This window comes from Streptomyces sp. NPDC091412 (assembly GCF_044756885.1).
Taxonomy (GTDB): domain Bacteria; phylum Actinomycetota; class Actinomycetes; order Streptomycetales; family Streptomycetaceae; genus Streptomyces.
In genome coordinates, this window is record NZ_JBIVTV010000008.1 from 126,226 (window position 1) to 143,617 (window position 17,392).

Below are 17,392 nucleotides of genomic sequence, written 5' to 3' on the forward strand. Positions count from 1 at the left end.
CGGCCTCGGCGACGCCATCGGGGGGAGCGGGTCGCGCCCAGCCGATGCGGTTCAGTCGATGCAGCCGGTCAGACGCTCGTAGGTGTGGTGGGCGTCCGACAGGAACTCCTCGGCGCCGGCTGCTCCCTCGCAGCGGACGACCTGCCAGGCGCGGCCATGTCCCAGCCGTCGCAGCAAGGCCTCCAAAGCTGCGTCGTCGCAGTGCCAGGCCTGCAGTCCCGGCAGGTCCGTGATCTCCTCGAAGCGCGGGTCGCGGGCTGTCACGCAGACGACTTCGTCGACGGGCTGTCCGTCCACGCTGGCGTGGAGCAGGGCGACCGGCCGGGCCCGTACGGTGCCCGGCAGCGCCGGTTCCTCCATCAGGACCAGCACGTCGGCCGGTTCCCCGTTCGGGGTCAGGCTGTCGCCGACGAACCCCTCTCCGACCGGAAACCCGTCGAGCACAGGGTGGGCCGACGGCCCGGCTGCCGGCCCCGGCTCGTGGTCTGGTGCGACGCGGGAGCCCACGGTCGCTTCCACCTGCACGGTGACCTCCATCATGGCGACCTCCAGTCCTTGCGGATCAGGTACCGGGCAGAGGCCATCAGCGGTGCACGTCCGCGATCGAAGGCGAGCCTCATCGCCTTCCACCATGGTGGGACGCGGGCCTGGATCCCGTCAAAGGAACTGTCCTTGGACCGCCTGAGGAATCGTGGACCACAGGGCCGCGCGACTTGCCGTGCGCACCACCTGCGGGGCGGTCAGCCGGCCGTACCCGACCCTCCGTCCGCCGACGACGTCGGTGGGCCAGTGCACACGCAGGGCGATGTGTCGGAGGCCGACAGCCACGACCCCGGGAGCCCTGGCTCCGGACCGATGGCCGACCCGGTTGCTACCCCTGCCGCCGCGGTGTGCCGGGAAGAAGAGCCGATGCATGCGCAGGGCGCGAACCACTACGCCATCGGGCTGGTGACCGCCGTGCTGACCGGAAGACCGTCCGCAAGCCCAGCCCCGCTGACGTACGCCGTCCGGCGCAGCTCGGGCCGACCACTCGACCGGTCCGGTGCCGCCGGCCTCGGCGCCCGCGTCGACGAACTCACCGCCGGAAACCAGTGCCGCCAAAGCGCGCTGGAGCAGGCCCGGGCCCGCGACGGGGAACCGGCCGGCCGGCTCCGAGAAGCCCGGCACGACCTTGTCGGCGCCCTGACCAGCATCCGCGGATGATCACCAAATCGGGTGGTGACCTGCGTGGTTCCGCGTTCCTTCAGGAGGCCTGCCTCATGCTGAGGAGGCCGCGAGACAAGATCACGGAAAGGGTTCGGCCCATGACCACGACGGTGCAGGACATCATCACCACCAAGCTGGAGCGTCAATTCGACAGCATCGACGCGAACCACGACGGCTATCTCGACTGGTCGGACTACCAGAAACTCGCGGACCGCTACATCCAGGCCTACCGGCTCGACAAGGACGACCGCCGGGCCAGGGCACTCCAGATCTTCTGCCAGATCTACTGGCTGGAGCTGCTGCGTCACGCGGGTGTGGACGGGGACCGGCTCACGAAGGAGCAGTTCGTCACGGCCAACCGTCTCGCGGTCATCGACACCAGCCGCCTCAACGTGACCGAGGGCGGCGGCCATGCGATCTTCGACGTCATCGACGTCAACGGCGACAACGAGATCAGCAAGGACGAGTTCGCCCGCTTCCTGAGGGACGTCTGGAAGAGCGACGCGCCCGACGCGATGGACAGCTTCACCAAGCTGGACGTCGACGGGGACGGTGCGATCTCGCGCTACGAATTCATCCGCGCGGTGCGTGAGCACTTCCTCTCGAACGACCCGGACGCACCCGGCAGCATGTTCTTCGGGCACGTCTGACCCACCCGGCTTCCGGGCGGTCAGTCACCGCCCCGGAGCCTCCCACGGCCGCCCCTGGAGTCCGGTCCCGGCGGGCGGCCGTCGCCATGCGCGCATCCTCCCGTCGAGTCGTCGTAGGCACGACCCTCCGCGGGCATCACCTGCGTGTGGCACGCGGCCACCCGCGCTGTAGCCGGACAGCCGCGGCTGCGCCACGGTGGATGAGCGGGCTGCGCGCCGCCCATGCCATTCCAGGTTGTGAACAAGGTGAGGCAGGTGAGGTGCCCATGGCCACCCTCGACATCCGCGACCTGCACTGTTCGGTCCACACCGACGCAGGGCCTCGCGAGATCCTGCATGGTGTCGACCTGGCCGTACGGCAGGGCGAGACCCACGCCATCATGGGCCCCAACGGCTCCGGCAAGACCACCCTCGCCTACGCGCTCGCCGGGCACCCGAAATATCTGGTCACCTCCGGCAGCGTCACCCTGGACGGCGAGGACGTCCTGGCGATGAAGGTCGACGAGCGGGCGCGGGCCGGGATCTTCCTCGCGATGCAGTACCCCGTGGAGGTCCCCGGCGTATCCATGTCCAACTTCCTGCGCTCCGCCGCCACCGCCGTCCGCGGCGAGGCCCCCAGGCTGCGCGCCTGGCTCAAGGAGGTGCGCGAGGCGATGGAACGCCTCCAGATCGATCCCGCCTTCGCCGAGCGCAACGTCAACGAGGGCTTCTCCGGAGGGGAGAAGAAGCGCCACGAGATCCTCCAGCTCGAACTGCTCAAGCCGAAGATCGCGATCCTGGACGAGACCGACTCCGGTCTGGACGTCGACGCGCTGCGCGTCGTCGCCGAGGGCGTCAACCGCGTCCGCGTCACGGGACAGGTCGCCACCCTGCTGATCACGCACTACACGCGCATCCTGCGCTACGTCCGCCCCGACCACGTCCACGTCTTCGCCGACGGTCGCATCGCCGACTCCGGAGGCCCCGAACTCGCCGACCGGCTGGAGGACGAAGGCTATGAGGCATACGTGAAGGGCACGGCGCGAGACGGAACGGCCCATCCAGCCGTGTGACCGCAGCGGTGGCCCCGGTAGGGGGCAACCCCGGCGACCCAGCGCACGGCATCGGCGGTCCCGGCGCTGGGCCGTGCCGGCCCTCTACTGGAAGTCTGCGAAGACCGCTCGTACGGTGAACAGGAGACGGACGGTGGTGGGGCCCACCGCCAACCGCGGCCACGTCGCCGCCGACGGTCCCTGCCGACAGGTGGGGAGGCGTGGAATGACCGCACCCACCACCCGAAGCAGGGGCACTTCGCCGCCCGCCGAGCCGCCGGACGGACCCGTCGTTGTGATCAACGGCCCGCGCATCGTCCGCCACTCCGCCCTGCCCCGGCCAACCGCCGGGGGCGCCCCGGTCGCCCTGCTCGGGCCTCTGGCCGGCAGACGCCGCGCACCGACGTCCGCGAGGTCCACGCCGTGCGCGGCGTCTCCTCGGTAACCCACCGGGGCGAGGCGATCGGCACAAGGAGGCGGAAATGCCCGACCGGCTGGTGGTCCACGGGGCGCGGGAGCACAACCTGCGCAACATCGATCTCGACCTGCCCCGCGACAGCCTGATCGTCTTCACCGGCCTGTCCGGCTCCGGCAAGTCCAGCCTGGCCTTCGACACGATCTTCGCGGAGGGGCAGCGGCGCTACGTCGAGTCCCTGTCCGCGTACGCGCGCCAGTTCCTCGGCCAACTCGACCGGCCGGACGTGGACTTCATCGAAGGCCTGTCCCCCGCGGTGTCGATCGACCAGAAGACCACCACCCGCAACCCGCGCTCCACGGTAGGTACGATCACCGAGGTTTACGACCACCTGCGGTTGTTGTACGCCCGTGCGGGCGTCCCGCACTGCCCTACCTGCGGCGCGCGCGTCGACCGGCGGACCCCGCAGCAGATCGTCGACCAGATCCTCGCCCCTGCCCGTCGGCACCCGCTTCCAGATCCTCGCCCCTTTGGTACGCGGCCGCAAGGGCGAGTACAACGAACTGTTCAGCAACCTGCGCGGCCAGGGCTTCTCACGGGTGCGGGTCGACGGAGCGGTGCACCGGCTCACCGAGACGCCGGCCCTGACGAAGCAGCGCCGGCACCGCATCGAGTGCGTGGTCGACCGGCTGGCCGTCAAGCCGGGCGTCGCACGCCGCCTCACCGATTCGGTGGCAACCGGCCTGCGGCTGGCCGAGGGGCAGGTGATCGTCGAGTTCCTCGACGAGCCGGAGGAGTCGGCGGTCCGGGAACGGATCTTCAGCGAGTATCTGGCCTGTCCCAACGGTCATTCGCTGACGGTGACGGAGCTGGAGCCGCGGACGTTCTCCTTCAACTCGCCCTACGGGGCCTGCCCGCGCTGCACCGGACTGGGCGTACGCACCGAGGTCGACCAGGACCTGGTGGTGCCGGACGACACGCTGTCCCTGGCCGACGGGGCGATCGCGCCGTGGGCGGGCCGGCAGACCGAATACTTCCAACGGCTGCTGGAGTCCGTGGCCGTCGCCTGCGACCTGCCGCTGGACACACCATGGCGAAGGCTGTCGGCCGGGCAGCGCACGGTGGTGCTGTACGGCACGGACGAGCCGGTCCACATCAGCTACCACAACCGGTTCGGCCGGGAGCGCAGCTACTGGACGCGGTACGAAGGTGTGATCCCGTTCCTGGAACGCCACGTCGCCGAGGCCGACTCGGACTCGGCCTACGGCCGCAGGCGGTACGAGGGCTACCTGCGGGAGGCCCCCTGTCCCGCCTGCCAGGGCACCCGGCTCAAGCCGGAGATCCTCGCGGTCACCCTCGAACACCGCGAGCTGGGCGAGCGGTCCATCGCCCAGGTGGCGGCCCTGTCCGTACGGGACTGCGCGGACTTCCTGGCCGGACTCGTGCTGGACCGTCGCCGGCGCCTGATCGTCGGCCGGGTCCTGAAGGAGCTTCAGGCGCGATTGGGCTTCCTGCTCTCCGTCGGCCTGGACTACCTGGCGCTGGACCGGGCCGCGGCCACCCTGTCGGGCGGGGAGGCGCAGCGCACCCGGCTGGCCACACAGATCGGCTCCGGCCTGACCGGGATGCTGTACGTGCTGGACGAGCCGACCATCGGGCTCCACGCACGCGACCACCAGCGCCTGCTGGACACCCTGCTGAGACTGCGCGACCTGGACAACACGTTGATCGTCGTCGAGCACGACGAGGACACGATCCGGGCCGCCGACTGGATCGTCGACCTCGGCCCCGGTGCCGGCGAGCACGGAGGCCACGTCGTGCACAGTGGCCCGCTCCCCCAACTCCTGGCGGACGAACGGTCGCTGACCGGGGCCTACCTGTCCGGGCACAGGCAGATCCGCGTTCCTCCGGTACGCCGCCCGGCCTCGCCCGACCGGCAGCTGACGGTGGTCGGTGCCCGGGAGCACAACCTGTGCGGCATCGACGTATCCTTCCCGCTCGGCTGCCTGATCGCGGTCACCGGCGTGTCCGGCTCCGGCAAGTCCACGCTCGTGAACGACATCCTCCACCCGGCCCTCGCCCGTCACCTGCACGGCGGCCGGACCGTACCGGGGCATCACCGCAGGCTGCTCGGCGCCGATCTGGTGGACGCCGTCGTCCACGTCGACCAGTCACCGATCGGCCGTACCCCGCGCTCCAACCCGGCCACCTACACCGGTGTGTGGGACCCCATCCGCAAGCTGTTCGCCGCCACCACCGAGGCGAAGGTCCGCGGCTGGCAGGCCGGACGGTTCTCCTTCAACGTCAAGGGCGGCCGCTGCGAGGCGTGCGCGGGTGAGGGCACCCTCCGTATCGAGATGAACTTCCTGCCCGACGTGTACGTCCCCTGCGAGGTCTGTCACGGCACCCGCTACAACCGTGAAACCCTCGAGGTGCGCTACAAGGGCAGGAACGTCGCCGAAGTGCTGGACATGCCGATCGAGCAGGCCGCCGAGTTCTTCCACCCCAGTACCTCGATCCACCGGCACCTGCGCACTCTGGTCGACGTGGGCCTCGGCTACGTACGCCTCGGCCAGCCCGCTCCGACCCTGTCGGGCGGCGAGGCCCAACGCGTCAAGCTCGCCGCCGAACTGCACAAGCGGTTCACCGGCCACACGCTGTACATCCTCGACGAGCCCACCACCGGCCTGCATGTCCACGACATCGCCAAGCTCCTCGATGTGCTCGGCCACCTGGTCGACAAGGGCAACACGGCCGTCGTCATCGAACACAACCTGGACGTGATCAAGACCGCGGACTGGGTCATCGACCTCGGCCCCGAAGGGGGCATGGCCGGCGGCCGGGTCGTCACCGAGGGCACCCCCGAACACGTGGTCACCGTGGAGCACAGCCACACCGGCCGCGCGCTGCGCCACGTGCTTCCGCCTCGGCAGCCTGTACGGCGGCAGACGGGCAGGACGCGATCGGCCACGGCAGGCGTCTGGCAGTAGGCGGTGCTCCGGCGCACCATGGAGGTGGGCGATGAGGCTCGCCCTCGACCGCACGTCCCGTGCTGATGGCCTCTGGGAACACCAGCCGCCGCCCGGCGGCCCGGCCACGGAGGCATCGGGGATGTACGTGTACACGATGCGCAAGGCCCGCATGGCCCATGGTGACAAGGTCATTCTCGACGACATCACCCTCGCCTTCCTCCCCGGCGCCAAGATCGGCGTGGTCGGGCCGAACGGCATGGGCAAGTCGACCGTTCTGCGGATCATGGCCGGCCTCGAGCGGCCGACCCACGGTGAGGCGTTCCCAGCGCCCGGGACCAGCGTCGGCATCCTGGAGCAGGAACCACGGCTCGACGACACCACCGCCGTCCAGGGCAATGTCGATCAGGGCGTGGCGGAGATCCGCGGCATGCTGCGTCGCTACGAGGAGGTCACCGGCCGCCTCGGCGAGACCGGGGGCGACGAGACGCAGCGGCTTCTGCACGAACTCGGCGGCCTTCAGGAAGCCCTGGACCACGCCGGTGCCTGGGACCTCGACTCCCGCCTGGAGCAGGCCATGGACGCCCTGCGCTGCGCTCCGCCCGACTCCCCCGTGCGCGAACTCTCCGGCGGTGAGCGGCGCCGCGTCGCGCTGTGCCGGCTGCTGCTGTCCCAGCCCGACCTGCTCCTGCTGGACGAGCCCACCAACCACCTGGACGCCGAATCCGTGGCCTGGCTGGAACAGCACCTCGCGGACTACCCCGGCACGGTCGTCGCCGTCACCCACGACCGCTACTTCCTGGACAACGTCGCCCAGTGGATTCTGGAGATCGACCGCGGCCACGCCTACCCCTACGAAGGCAACTACTCCACCTACCTCCAGGCCAAGGCGGCCCGCCTGCGGGTCGAGGGCCGCAAGGACGCCAGACGCCAGAAGCGGCTGGCCGAGGAGCTGGCGTGGATACGCTCCGGCGCCAAGGGGCGGCAGGCCAGGTCCAAGGCACGCGTGCAGCGTTACGAGGAACTGGCGAACGAGGCTGCCAGGACGCGCAGGCTGGACTTCGAGCAGATCCAGATCCCGCCCGGTCCGCGCCTGGGCAGTCTGGTCCTGGAGGCCGACCACGTCGCCAAGGGCTACGGCGACCGGCTGCTGATGGAGGACCTGTCGTTCTCCCTGCCGCGCGGCGGCCTGGTCGGGGTGCTCGGCCCCAACGGCGTCGGCAAGACGACCCTGTTCCGGATGATCGTCGGCGAGGAGCGGCCCGACAGGGGCACACTGCGGATCGGCGACACGGTGCAGATCTCCTACGTCGACCAGAACCGCGCTGGACTGGACCCCGGCAAGGCGGTGTGGGAAGCCGTCTCGGGCGGCCTGGACCACATCCACGTCGGCAGCATCGACATGCCCTCACGCGCCTACGTCGCCGCCTTCGGCTTCAAGGGCGCCGACCAGCAAAAACCGGTGGGTGTGATGTCCGGCGGCGAACGCAACCGGCTCAACCTCGCGCTCACCCTCAAGCAGGGCGGGAACCTGCTGCTGCTGGACGAGCCGACCAACGACCTCGACGTGGAGACGCTGGCGTCACTGGAGAACGCCCTGCTCGACTTCCCGGGGTGCGCGTTCATCACCGCGCACGACCGCTGGTTCCTCGACCGCATCGCCACCCACGTCCTCGCCTGGGAGGGCGGCGCCCACTGGTTCTGGTTCGAGGGCAACTTCGCCGACTACGAGGCCAACAAGCTCGAGCGGCTGGGTCCGGAGGCGGCCCGGCCGCACCGGGTCACCCACCGCCGCCTGGTCCGCGGCTGACGACCGCGATCGACTGGAGCCCCGCAATGACAGAACTCGATCGCGAGGCGGTCGCCGCGGTCCGCATGGCCCAGATCACCGTCCTCAACGCGAAATGGCACATCTGCGAGGAGCAGGCCGTGAAACGGTTGGCCCGGGTGTACGGCCTGGCCTGTACCCCGCTGTTCCCCGGACACCCGGTCATCCAGGTCGTCGCCTGCGACGGACGGCTCCTCGGCCGGGCCCGACGGCACCACGGCGGCCATACTGCCCGCTGGGTCGCCGTCCCGGTGGGCAGCGCCCGCGAGACCGGCGCCTACCGCACCCTGCACGGAGCCGCCCGCGCGCTGGCCCGCCACCACGGCATACGCCGCCACCGGGTCACCGACTGCCGCGCCTTCGTCGGCAGTGCCACAGCCACTGTGCCCTCGCCTTGGTTCACCTGACGAGGGCGGGGCGCGACTCCCCGCGTGCTCGGCTCACACCGAACCCCCGGTTCCGCTGCCACTTCTCCGAGGACGTCGGGCAGACCGAACTCCTCGCCGGATGGATCCGCCGCAACTTTCCGGGTACCGCCGGCCGGGAACGCTCCCGCGCTCACCTGACGGGCGAGGCTGCCTCCCTCGTCCTCCTGCAGGTCGGCCGCGTCCGGGCCGAACTGCAGGAACGGCTCACGGAGAGCCTTTGTCAGGACCTCTGAGCGACTCCGCCGGGGCCGTGGCCGTTGCCCGGAGGGCCTACGCGGATCGTGCGGAAGTAGTCGTAGGACACGTGGGCGGTGCGGACCGGGTCGGGCTGCTGGTCCCTCTCGATGATGTAGTGGTGATGGGGCAGTTGCCGCAGGTTGGCGAAGATGCCCGCGAAGTCGATCTCGCCCTCTCCCAGGTCGGTCTCGATGTTGTTCCACGGTGCGCCGTCCTTGACGTGCAGCATCGGGAACCGCTTCTCGTACGACCTGAGGTAGGGGGCCGGGTCCGCGCCTGCCCGCAGGATCCAGTAGAGGTCCATCTCGAACCAGACCAGATCCGGGTCGGTCTCCTCCAGCCATACGTCGAAGAGAGTCTGGCCGGTCTGCGGATCCGCGTGGAACTCGTTGTCGTGCAGGTGGGCGTACCAGCGCAGTCCACGGGCCCGGGCAGCCTCGCCCCACTGGTTCATCTCCCGCGCCATCGCGCGGTAGCCCTGGGCGGTCTGCGCACCGTCCATGTAGGAGACGCCGACGTACTCCTGTCCGAGCGCCACGGCGTTGTCGAAGGTCTGCTGCGCGCGGGCGCCCCGGAAGTCGCCGGGATTGTGGTGACTGCCGATCACCCGCAGCCCGTTCGCATCGGCGATCCTCCGGAACTGCTCGGCAGTGCGGCCGCCGTAGGTGTAGGCGGGCTCGATCTCGGCGTAGCCCGCGTCGGCGATCATCTCGAGTGTGCCCTCGGGATCGACGGCGAGCATGTCGCGCACGGTGTAGAGCTGGAGACCGATACGGCCTGCCGGAACTCGTCTGCCCGCTCCGGGAGACGGAGCCGCCTGCGCCGACCAGGCCTGCGATCCGACGGCCAGAACGGCGGCGGAGACCGCTGCTCCACGGAGGAATTGACGGCGACCGTGTGACTTTCCTTGAGCGGAGTTCATCTTTGTCCCTCTCTCAGCGAAAGTTGAGAGGATGCTAGGGACATATCAACCGCTTACACAAGGTCTTTGACATCGCCCGCTCATAAGTCGCCGTGGGCTCACTGCGTGCGCAGCTGACCGTCACTGATGCCCAGTTGCTCGGGAACTGACGGTCAGCGGGCCAACTGCCCCGTACGAGACGTCACTCCGCCTCGCTTCGCGGTCGGCGGCGGCGGATGTCGCGGACCAACTGCCAGACGGTGGTGACTTGCAGCAGGCATGCCAGCGCGACCAACCATGCCGGCTCATCTCCAGCCAGATACGCCCGCGACGCACCGATGACGAGCATGAGGCAGACCAGAGCACCCAAAGCCGATACAGCCAAGCTGACTCGATCGATCATCTGAAAATTGTCATGGACCAGTCGCCTCGATGCCAAATCCGCACTCCAGCCCAGAGCGCGGCACATGACGTCCTCGCCTGTATCGCCGGCGACAGCAGTGAGGCGTGGTCGGAACTGACCGCTTCGGTCATCGGTGAGCACGTGTGAACCGCGGCCGGGCAACGTCGCCGGGCCCTGGCGGCGTTGCCCGGTCCGGGGTCAGATCCGTGTGGCAAGCGGGACGGTGATCTGCTTCATCCAGCTGCCGGTCGCGAAGTCACGTGCCTTGATGACGACGCGGTCGCGGTACACGTCCACCTGGAGTCCCTGGTTGAAGTGACCGGGGACCGTGACCTCGCCGCCCTGACCGTTGTCGGCGAAACCGGTCTGCACCGCACCGGTGTTGACCACCGAGAAGCCGTCGAGGTTGGCGGTGCCGGGCACGATCCGGCGCACGTACCAGTCGGACAGGGTCAGGTCCCAGTGGGTGTGACCGCTGAAGAGGAACACATCGCGGTAACGCCCGAGGAGACCGAGGAGGCGGTCGGGCTGGAGGTAGTCGCTCGTGTAGATCTTGCTGCGGGTACCGGAGACGGTGTTGGGCAGCGGATGGTGGGTGATCACCATGACCGGCTTGCGGCGCCGTGACCAGTACTGCAGTCGGTCCTCGAGCCACTGGAACTGCGCCTCGCTGATCCACACCTCGTCCCACAGGGAGTTGTCGTGGTACTTCATGTAGCGCTCGGTGCCGATGGTCAGGACCGGGATGCCGCCGAACGTCGTCTCGGCATAGATCGTGGACCGTTTGGCGAAGTTGTAGAAGCTGCGGAAGAGGGATTCCTCGGTGGTGCCGTTGGGCCAGGTGCTCTGGGCGAGGGTGTCCGGGTCGGCCCACTTGGGGACGTAGAACTCGTGGTTGCCGATGGCCCAGGCGACCTCACGCGGCTTCGGGCCCTGGTCCAGGATCTTCCGCACCTCGGCGTATTCGAAGTCGTAGCCGCGCGGGGTGATGTCCCCGGCGACGGCCATGCCCGAGGAGTGCGGGTTGGTGGCCCTGATGTCCTTGAGCGCTTCGGCGAAGTCGCCGAGGTCGCCCTGAATGTCGCTGATGACGTTGAACGTGGTGACAAGCCCGCCACCGCCACCGTTACCGCCGACGGCCGGCGCGGCCTCGGCGGGCACCTGGGCGAGGCCTCCGAGCACCAGGGCTCCTGCGGTGGCGCCCAGCAGGGATCTGCGTTCCACGGTCTTTCCTTTCGGCTGTCGCGCGGGACACGGGACACCAGTCCCGCGCGATGGACTAGACCCGTTATCAATACGCGATCAAGCGGGCAGGCAGGTGAACGCCCCTCGACATTTCGCCCGTGGCCGCCAGTCACGCGGATCCGGCCGAGGTCGGGGTGGTGGGGCACCACGGCCACGACGTCGAGGTCGAGTTCACCGATCGAGTTACGGAACAACAGGTCGCTCAGGCAGTGCGCGAACTTACTCACCATGATGAGGGCCGACGGCCGGCGCGCGCTGTCGGTGAGCCGCCAGGTCATGTCGGATTCGTCGGCGACAAGCCCGGCCCTCCGCCGCAGGGCGTCCAGGTCGAGGACCGTGCCGTCGGCGTGGGCGAACTCGACCCGCATGAGGGCCCTGCGCGCCGAATCCGGTGGGATGTGCGACCCGAGTCAGGACAGACGGGCCAGCCAGGCCTGCCGCCAGGCCTCGGTGCTGTCGAGGTCGTTGAACGTGAACACGTGGAAGCCCTGCAGGCGGTTGCCGGACATGCCGAAGGCGGGCGTCAGCCGCTCGATCAGCTTGTTCGGGCTGTAGCCCCCGGGCAGGAAGAAGCGCCAGAGCATGTTCTGCTGCTTCTTCAGGAAGCGGGCCGACTGGCCCAGGCCGAGCCCGGCCGAGACACGGATCAGCTTCTGGCGGCTGATCGCGCCGGGAATGCCGACCCGGACGGGCAGATCGACCCCGAATGCCTGCGCTATGCGTGCCCAACGGATCGTGGTGTCGGCATCGAAGCACAACTGGGTGATGACATGGCTCGCGTAAGGCGCCTTGGCCCGGAGCGCCTTCTCGATCAGCTCGTCGCTGATTCTGCCGTGCCCCTCGGGGTAGCCGCCGATCCCGATGGACGCGAAAGTCCGCCCGACGGGCTGAAGGCCCTCAAGCAGGCTCAGTGCGTCCGGGAAGGAACCGGCCGGTTCGGGGGCGTCGCCGGCGATGACGAAGAGCCGATCGACACCGGAGTCCCGCAGTCGCGACACGATGTCGGCGAGGTGTGCCTCATCACGCACCAGGCGCGCCGCTATGTGTGGGGCGACGCTGTAGCCGTGCCCGCTGAGCCGAGCGGCCAGCCCGATCGTGGGCCCCAGGCCTTTGGCCTCGGTCGTCGTCACCGTGAGTGCCACGTCCTTCGGGACATGGGCCAGTACCTTCTCCTCCGCGCTTTTGAACGGCAGGATCTCGTACGAGGCGTTCCGCAGCGCGTCCGCCAACGCCGCTTTCGCCGGGCGGGCGAAGAAGCCGCCGGCGGTTCGGGAGGCCGGGTCCTGCGCGGTTCTCGCGGGCGTCATCACATGCTCCGTTGGTTGGTGCGGCGAAGTGGACATGAAGGGGCTGCGCGACCCTGCCTTCTTTGCGTGTGCCTGTGCGTGCGGCGCATTCCGTGCAGGTCTGACTCAGAAGCTCCCGCAACGCCGGAAGTCCACACCTCACGGCGGCTCACGCGGATGACTTCATCCGCCCTCGGCGACCGTCGCGACCGGACCGGGACATGTGACGTAGAAGAAAGCAACATAGGGGCAATGCGGGCGTAGCTGACATTCGCAGCCCGGACGTTCCGTGGGGCTGCCGAGGCGGACTCTAATTCCTTTGCCGCGCCGAACGCGAAACCGCAGGATGCCAGCACCGATCACGTCAGAGGTGACCGTTGGATCACCTAACGTTTGGCAGCAGTGATGTCGACGCACCCTGCCGGAAGGAAGGCTGTGGGCACCTACCGACAGACCATCGTGGACTTGGACGCCTCAGCGGAAGAGGCCGTCGCGTGGAGCCGACGCGGCAGGAGCTGGCTGGAGGCGGAAGGGTTCATCCGCCCGGTGCCGTGGCGGGGCGGTGTGGCCCATCTGGCCGGACCGCGGTGGAGGGAGGCCGCCGATCCAGTTTCTTGGGACTGGCGTGCCAGGATCAAGGAGTTGGAGGAGGAGCCGGGCGACGAGCTGCGGGTCATCACGGGGCGTACGGTCTTCGTCGCCGGTCAGGGCGATTCCCCTTCCGCGGTCTGCCCTCGCTGTCAGAGCGCCACCTCCGCTTGGTCCGGCGCGGTCATCGACACCTGGTGCGCCACGGGGGCCGCCGACCTCGACTGCCCGGCTTGCGCCCATCGCGCGCCGCTTCCCGACTGGGAGTGGACCCGCGACTACTTCGCCTTCGCCCACCTGGGCTTCCAGTTCGACAACTGGCCGCCCCTTGACCCGAACTTCACCGCCCTCTTCGGACGGGCGCTGGGCCACCGCGTCCGAGTGGTCACGGGGAGGATATGAGACCAGAGGCGGCCGCAGCGGCCCGCTTGAGGTGTCGGGTCAAGAACAAGAGGTCGGCGGAGTCCTCGGCCGTATCAGTGCTATCGCCCGCTCCTGGCCATCCCCGTGGCAAGCCGAAATCCGGACTTGAAGATCACGGTCTGCGGCTCATGTGTCAGCAGCCCCAATCCTTGTCGAGATCGAGCTGCTCGCGGCGCTGGGTGAAGGAGAACCAGTTGCCGGAATCGTCACGGAAGATGGCCTCGGTGCCGTACGGCCGTTCCTGCGGCTCCTGCAGGAACTCCACGCCGCGCGCCTTCATCGCCCGGTAGTCGGCATGGATGTCGTCGGTGGCGAATACGCCCGCGCCCAGTACGCCCTTGGCGATCAGCTTCTTCAGTTCCTCGGCGGACTCGGGGTCGAGCGCGGGCGGGCCCGGGACCATCAGCGTGAGTTCGAGATCCGGCTGGTCTTTGGCGCCGACGGTGAGCCAGCGCATCCCGGCCTCGCCCATCGTCATGTCGACACGGACCTCGAGCCCCAGCTTCTCGGTGTAGAACGCCCTGGCCCGGTCGTGGTCGAGGACCCAGACGTTGGCGATCGACAAACCCTTGATCATGGTTGACTCCCTGTGCTCGGCGGGGCGCCACTCACCCACGCGTCGCAACCAACGTAGTCACCGCCGCCTCACGGGGCTTCTCCAAAGTTGCGCTCTTCGGTGCCGCGCTCCACTAGTCCCTTGAAACTTCCGTGCCAGAGCAGCGCATAACACCCGGGAATCAGCGCCGCTCCCCGCCCGATATGCCGGGCACGGTACTCACTCGGGGTGAGGCCGGTGTGCTTCTTGAAGCTCGACGAGAAGGATCCCAGGCTGGTGAAGCCCACCAGCGTGCAGATCTCGGTGACCGACAGGTCGGCGGTGCGCAGCAGGTCCTCCGCGCGCTCGATGCGGCGGCGGCTCAGATACTGCCCCGGCGTCTGCCCGTACACATCCCGGAAGACGCGGACGAAGTGGTAACGCGAGTACCCGGCGTGTGCGGCGAGCGCGTCCAGGTCGATGGGTTCGGCCCAATCACGGTCCATGGCGTCCTTGGCCAGACGGAGCCGCCGCACCTGCGAAAGCTGGGCGTCGGACGTCGAGGCCGGCGTGGTACTCACCCGGCGATGGTGACACATCCCCCCCATGCCCGCCCCGCACGGGCTGATTCACAGGTCGACCACCGGCACTGCGTGCAGCGCTTGCTCACCGGCGCGCGTTGAGCCGGGCGGCCTGGCGTGTCAGGTGGTCGCGTTCGGCGAGGTTGGGGGCCTTGTGGGCCGCCTCGGCGTACAGCCGGGCCGCCGTTGTCAGGTCGCCGTCGCGTTCGTGCAGGTACGCCGCGACCGCCGCGTGGCGGGGCAGTGAGTCGTCCAGCGCCGCGAGTGCCGCGAGGCCGGCGCGCGGACCGTCGGCCTCACCGACGGCGACAGCGCGGTTGAGCCGGACGACCGGACTGTCGGTCAGGTGCGTGAGCTCGTCGTACCACTCGACGATCTGGACCCAGTCGGTCTCCTCGGCGGTGGGCGCGTCGGCGTGGAGTGCGGCGATGGCGGCCTGGGCCTGGAACTCGCCCAGCCGGTCGCGAGCGAGGGCCGTCTGCAGGATCTCGATGCCCTCGGCGATGGACTCGGTGTCCCACCGGCCGCGGTCCTGCTCGGCGAGCGGTACCAGGCTGCCGTCGGGCGCGGTGCGCCCGGCGCGCCGGGCGTGGTGGAGCAGCATGAGGGCGAGCAGCCCCGCCACCTCGGGGTGGTCGATCGCGGTCGCGAGCTGCCGGGTGAGCCGGATGGCCTCGGCGGCGAGGTCGACGTCGCCGGAGTAGCCCTCGTTGAAGACCAGGTAGAGGACGCGCAGCACGGTGGCGACGTCGCCGGGCTGGTCGAATCGTACGCGGGAGACGGTGCGCTTGGCGCGGCTGATGCGCTGCGCCATGGTCGCCTCGGGCACCAGGTAGGCCTGGGCGATCTGCCGGGTGGTCAGCCCGCCGACGGCGCGCAGCGTGAGCGCGACCGCCGACGACGGCGTCAGCGACGGGTGGGCGCACAGGAAGTAGAGCTGGAGCGTGTCGTCCACCGCGGGCGCGGGCCCGGGTGCCGGCTCCTCGTCGACGAGGTCCTCCCGTCGGCGGCGGGCGGCGTCCGCGCGGGTCGCGTCGAGGAAGCGGCGCCAGGCCACGGTGACCAGCCAGCCCTTGGGGTCCCTCGGAGGGCCGGCCGGCCAGACGCGGACGGCCTCGACCAGCGCGTCCTGCACGGCGTCCTCGGCCGCCGCGAAGTCGGCTCCGCGGCGGACGAGGATCCCGAGCACGCTCGGCGTGAGGCTCCGGAGCAGGGCCTCGTTCACTGGTGAGGTCACTCCGTGATGGTGGGCGGCGCGGTCAGGAACGGGCGCACCTCGAGCCACTCGTGGATCGGCTTCCCGCCCGCTCCGGGGGCGGCCGACAGTTCTCCGGCCAGCTCGACGGCGCGCTCGTAGCTGTCGACGTCGATCACCATCCAGCCGGCGATGAGGTCCTTGGTCTCGGCGAACGGGCCGTCGGTGACCGGCGGGCGCCCCTCACCGTCGTACCGGACCCACGCCCCCTCGGGGGCGAGCGCCTGACCGTCGACGAACTCGCCGGTCTTCTCGAGTCGGGCCGCGAAGTCGTTCATGTACTGCACGTGGGCCGAGATCTCCTGCGGCGTCCACTGGTCCATCGGCACGTCGTTGACCGCGGCCGGAGCGCCTCGGTAGTGCTTGAGCAGCAGGTACTTCGCCATGGTGGTTCTCCTCGGTGCTGATGCGACCCATTGTCGTCGCATTCACCCCGGGGACGGAGCCGGTCACGGGTTCTCGACATCGTCGTCGGAACTTTTTCGGGTTCTCATGGACGAGCCCCGTGTGGAGCTCCCGGTGCTGCTGGAACCCGTCGAGCCCGTCCTCGCCCCGGACGTGGCACCGAGGCCACAGGCTTGATCACGCCCGGGCGCCGGGCTCAGGGCAGGATGGAGTCGACGTAGCCGCCGTCGACCCGCAGGGCACCTCCGGTGGTGGCGGAGGCGTGGGGCGAGGCGAGGTAGACGACCATGTTGGCGATCTCCTCGGGCTCGATGAGCCGCTGCAGCAGGGACTGGGCGCGGTGCTTGACCATGAACTCGTGCTGCGCCTCGTCCCAGGGCAGCTCGTCGCCGACGAGCTCGCGGACGAATCGCTCGACGCCGCCGGTGTGGGTCGGTCCGGCGATGACGGAGTTGACGGTGACGCCGGTCCCGGCGGCGTCCTTGGCGAACCCACGGGTGACGGCGAGCAGCGAGGTCTTCGTCATGCCGTAGTGGATCATCTCGGCGGGGATGACCACGGCCGCGTCGCTGGCGAGGTTGAGGACGCGCCCCCAGCCCCGTTCCTTCATGCCGGGCAGGAAGGCGCGGATGAGCCGGACGGCGGAGAGGACGTTGACCTCGAAGAAGCGGCGCCACTCGGCGTCGTCGATCTCAAGAGGAGCGGCGGAGCCGAAGATGCCGAGGTTGTTGACGAGGATGTCGACCGCGAGCACGGCCTCCAGTACGGCGGCGGCGCCCTGCTCCGTCGCCAGGTCGCCCGCGGCGCCGGTGACGTCGTCGCTGCCGGAGTCGGCGCGTACGGTGCGGACGGCCGCCGCGACGCGCTCCTCGCCGCGGCCGTTGACGACGACGCGGGCGCCCGCGCGGGCGAGGCCGGTGGCGATGGCGTGGCCGATGCCCTGGGTGGAGCCGGTGACCAGGGCAGTGCGGCCGGAGAGATCGATCTGCATGACGCGTTCCCGTCG

Annotated in this window: 16 protein-coding genes, 1 pseudogene and 1 riboswitch; of the genes and pseudogenes, 7 read left to right on the plus strand and 10 right to left on the minus strand. The window is 69.6% G+C overall.

Features of this window, described 5'->3' with window-relative positions; translation table 11 throughout:
* Window positions 1–51 precede the first annotated feature (51 nt).
* Window positions 52–540: an inorganic diphosphatase gene (locus ACIQMV_RS21295; protein ID WP_402594652.1), complete on the minus strand. Its 489-nt coding sequence runs from the start codon at window positions 538–540 to the stop codon at window positions 52–54.
* 369 nt (window positions 541–909) lie between these two features.
* Here ACIQMV_RS21295 and ACIQMV_RS21300 point away from each other — a divergent pair, with 369 nt between their 5' ends.
* From ACIQMV_RS21300 to ACIQMV_RS21325, 6 genes and pseudogenes are all read left to right on the plus strand, one after another.
* A complete protein-coding gene (locus ACIQMV_RS21300) occupies window positions 910–1,203 on the plus strand; it encodes a hypothetical protein (RefSeq protein WP_402594653.1) in 294 nt (97 codons plus the stop codon).
* A gap of 101 nt (window positions 1,204–1,304) precedes the next feature.
* Window positions 1,305–1,856 (plus strand): EF-hand domain-containing protein, encoded by a 552-nt coding sequence (locus tag ACIQMV_RS21305; protein ID WP_141365101.1) that lies wholly within the window; start codon window positions 1,305–1,307, stop codon window positions 1,854–1,856.
* A 266-nt stretch (window positions 1,857–2,122) separates the two neighbouring features.
* Window positions 2,123–2,908 carry a Fe-S cluster assembly ATPase SufC gene (gene sufC / locus ACIQMV_RS21310; protein WP_402594656.1) on the plus strand — a complete coding sequence of 262 codons (786 nt, stop codon included), beginning with the start codon at window positions 2,123–2,125 and terminating at the stop codon, window positions 2,906–2,908.
* Between the two features lie 461 nt (window positions 2,909–3,369).
* Window positions 3,370–6,292 (plus strand): annotated as a pseudogene (gene uvrA / locus ACIQMV_RS21315) (excinuclease ABC subunit UvrA).
* Window positions 6,293–6,310: 18 nt separating this feature from the next.
* A riboswitch (Fluoride riboswitch) is annotated at window positions 6,311–6,374 on the plus strand.
* Between the two features lie 39 nt (window positions 6,375–6,413).
* Window positions 6,414–8,081: an energy-dependent translational throttle protein EttA gene (gene ettA / locus ACIQMV_RS21320; protein ID WP_402594658.1), complete on the plus strand. Its 1,668-nt coding sequence runs from the start codon at window positions 6,414–6,416 to the stop codon at window positions 8,079–8,081.
* Window positions 8,082–8,107: 26 nt separating this feature from the next.
* Window positions 8,108–8,506 carry a hypothetical protein gene (locus ACIQMV_RS21325; RefSeq protein WP_402594660.1) on the plus strand — a complete coding sequence of 133 codons (399 nt, stop codon included), beginning with the start codon at window positions 8,108–8,110 and terminating at the stop codon, window positions 8,504–8,506.
* 241 nt (window positions 8,507–8,747) lie between these two features.
* Here the strand turns inward: ACIQMV_RS21325 and ACIQMV_RS21330 are convergent, their stop codons facing one another.
* The 4 genes from ACIQMV_RS21330 to ACIQMV_RS21345 all read right to left on the minus strand — a co-directional run bounded on the left by ACIQMV_RS21330 (window position 8,748) and on the right by ACIQMV_RS21345 (window position 12,620).
* The gene (locus ACIQMV_RS21330; RefSeq protein ID WP_402594662.1) at window positions 8,748–9,506 is read right to left on the minus strand and encodes a sugar phosphate isomerase/epimerase family protein; all 759 of its coding nucleotides are present in this window, start codon (window positions 9,504–9,506) and stop codon (window positions 8,748–8,750) included.
* A 361-nt stretch (window positions 9,507–9,867) separates the two neighbouring features.
* Window positions 9,868–10,068, minus strand: coding sequence for a hypothetical protein (locus ACIQMV_RS21335; RefSeq protein WP_402594663.1), 201 nt, complete (start codon window positions 10,066–10,068; stop codon window positions 9,868–9,870).
* 198 nt (window positions 10,069–10,266) lie between these two features.
* Window positions 10,267–11,292, minus strand: a complete 1,026-nt coding sequence (locus ACIQMV_RS21340) for a metallophosphoesterase family protein (RefSeq protein ID WP_402594665.1) — start codon at window positions 11,290–11,292, stop codon at window positions 10,267–10,269.
* A gap of 431 nt (window positions 11,293–11,723) precedes the next feature.
* On the minus strand, window positions 11,724–12,620 hold the full coding sequence (locus ACIQMV_RS21345; RefSeq protein WP_402594667.1) for a methylenetetrahydrofolate reductase: 897 nt from the start codon (window positions 12,618–12,620) through the stop codon (window positions 11,724–11,726).
* A gap of 414 nt (window positions 12,621–13,034) precedes the next feature.
* On the opposite strand from ACIQMV_RS21345, the gene ACIQMV_RS21350 reads away from it, so the two are divergent.
* Window positions 13,035–13,589 carry a hypothetical protein gene (locus ACIQMV_RS21350; protein WP_402594669.1) on the plus strand — a complete coding sequence of 185 codons (555 nt, stop codon included), beginning with the start codon at window positions 13,035–13,037 and terminating at the stop codon, window positions 13,587–13,589.
* 154 nt (window positions 13,590–13,743) lie between these two features.
* Here ACIQMV_RS21350 and ACIQMV_RS21355 read toward each other — a convergent pair whose 3' ends face one another.
* The 5 genes from ACIQMV_RS21355 to ACIQMV_RS21375 form a co-directional block, all read right to left on the minus strand.
* Complete coding sequence (locus ACIQMV_RS21355; RefSeq protein ID WP_141365084.1) at window positions 13,744–14,187, minus strand: VOC family protein; 444 nt, start codon at window positions 14,185–14,187, stop codon at window positions 13,744–13,746.
* Between the two features lie 68 nt (window positions 14,188–14,255).
* On the minus strand, window positions 14,256–14,651 hold the full coding sequence (locus tag ACIQMV_RS21360) for a helix-turn-helix transcriptional regulator (RefSeq protein ID WP_402594851.1): 396 nt from the start codon (window positions 14,649–14,651) through the stop codon (window positions 14,256–14,258).
* A gap of 160 nt (window positions 14,652–14,811) precedes the next feature.
* Window positions 14,812–15,951 (minus strand): RNA polymerase sigma factor, encoded by a 1,140-nt coding sequence (locus tag ACIQMV_RS21365; RefSeq protein WP_402594853.1) that lies wholly within the window; start codon window positions 15,949–15,951, stop codon window positions 14,812–14,814.
* A gap of 8 nt (window positions 15,952–15,959) precedes the next feature.
* Entirely contained in the window at window positions 15,960–16,367 is a 408-nt protein-coding gene (locus ACIQMV_RS21370) for a YciI family protein (RefSeq protein ID WP_402594671.1), read from the minus strand.
* Between the two features lie 215 nt (window positions 16,368–16,582).
* The gene (locus ACIQMV_RS21375) at window positions 16,583–17,377 is read right to left on the minus strand and encodes an SDR family NAD(P)-dependent oxidoreductase (RefSeq protein WP_402594672.1); all 795 of its coding nucleotides are present in this window, start codon (window positions 17,375–17,377) and stop codon (window positions 16,583–16,585) included.
* Window positions 17,378–17,392 lie beyond the last annotated feature (15 nt).

Excerpts from the sequence above, each read along its gene's own strand:
- ACIQMV_RS21345 (WP_402594667.1), bottom strand. The coding sequence starts at position 12,620 with ATGACGCCCGCGAGAACCGCGCAGGACCCGGCCTCCCGAACCGCCGGC.
- ACIQMV_RS21335 (WP_402594663.1), bottom strand. The coding sequence starts at position 10,068 with ATGATCGATCGAGTCAGCTTGGCTGTATCGGCTTTGGGTGCTCTGGTC.
- ACIQMV_RS21300 (WP_402594653.1), top strand. The coding sequence starts at position 910 with ATGCATGCGCAGGGCGCGAACCACTACGCCATCGGGCTGGTGACCGCC.
- ACIQMV_RS21295 (WP_402594652.1), bottom strand. The coding sequence starts at position 540 with ATGATGGAGGTCACCGTGCAGGTGGAAGCGACCGTGGGCTCCCGCGTC.
- ACIQMV_RS21330 (WP_402594662.1), bottom strand. The coding sequence starts at position 9,506 with ATGCTCGCCGTCGATCCCGAGGGCACACTCGAGATGATCGCCGACGCG.
- ACIQMV_RS21305 (WP_141365101.1), top strand. The coding sequence starts at position 1,305 with ATGACCACGACGGTGCAGGACATCATCACCACCAAGCTGGAGCGTCAA.
- ACIQMV_RS21355 (WP_141365084.1), bottom strand. The coding sequence starts at position 14,187 with ATGATCAAGGGTTTGTCGATCGCCAACGTCTGGGTCCTCGACCACGAC.
- ACIQMV_RS21360 (WP_402594851.1), bottom strand. The coding sequence starts at position 14,651 with ATGGACCGTGATTGGGCCGAACCCATCGACCTGGACGCGCTCGCCGCA.
- ettA (WP_402594658.1), top strand. The coding sequence starts at position 6,414 with ATGTACGTGTACACGATGCGCAAGGCCCGCATGGCCCATGGTGACAAG.
- ACIQMV_RS21325 (WP_402594660.1), top strand. The coding sequence starts at position 8,108 with ATGACAGAACTCGATCGCGAGGCGGTCGCCGCGGTCCGCATGGCCCAG.
- sufC (WP_402594656.1), top strand. The coding sequence starts at position 2,123 with ATGGCCACCCTCGACATCCGCGACCTGCACTGTTCGGTCCACACCGAC.
- ACIQMV_RS21375 (WP_402594672.1), bottom strand. The coding sequence starts at position 17,377 with ATGCAGATCGATCTCTCCGGCCGCACTGCCCTGGTCACCGGCTCCACC.
- ACIQMV_RS21370 (WP_402594671.1), bottom strand. The coding sequence starts at position 16,367 with ATGGCGAAGTACCTGCTGCTCAAGCACTACCGAGGCGCTCCGGCCGCG.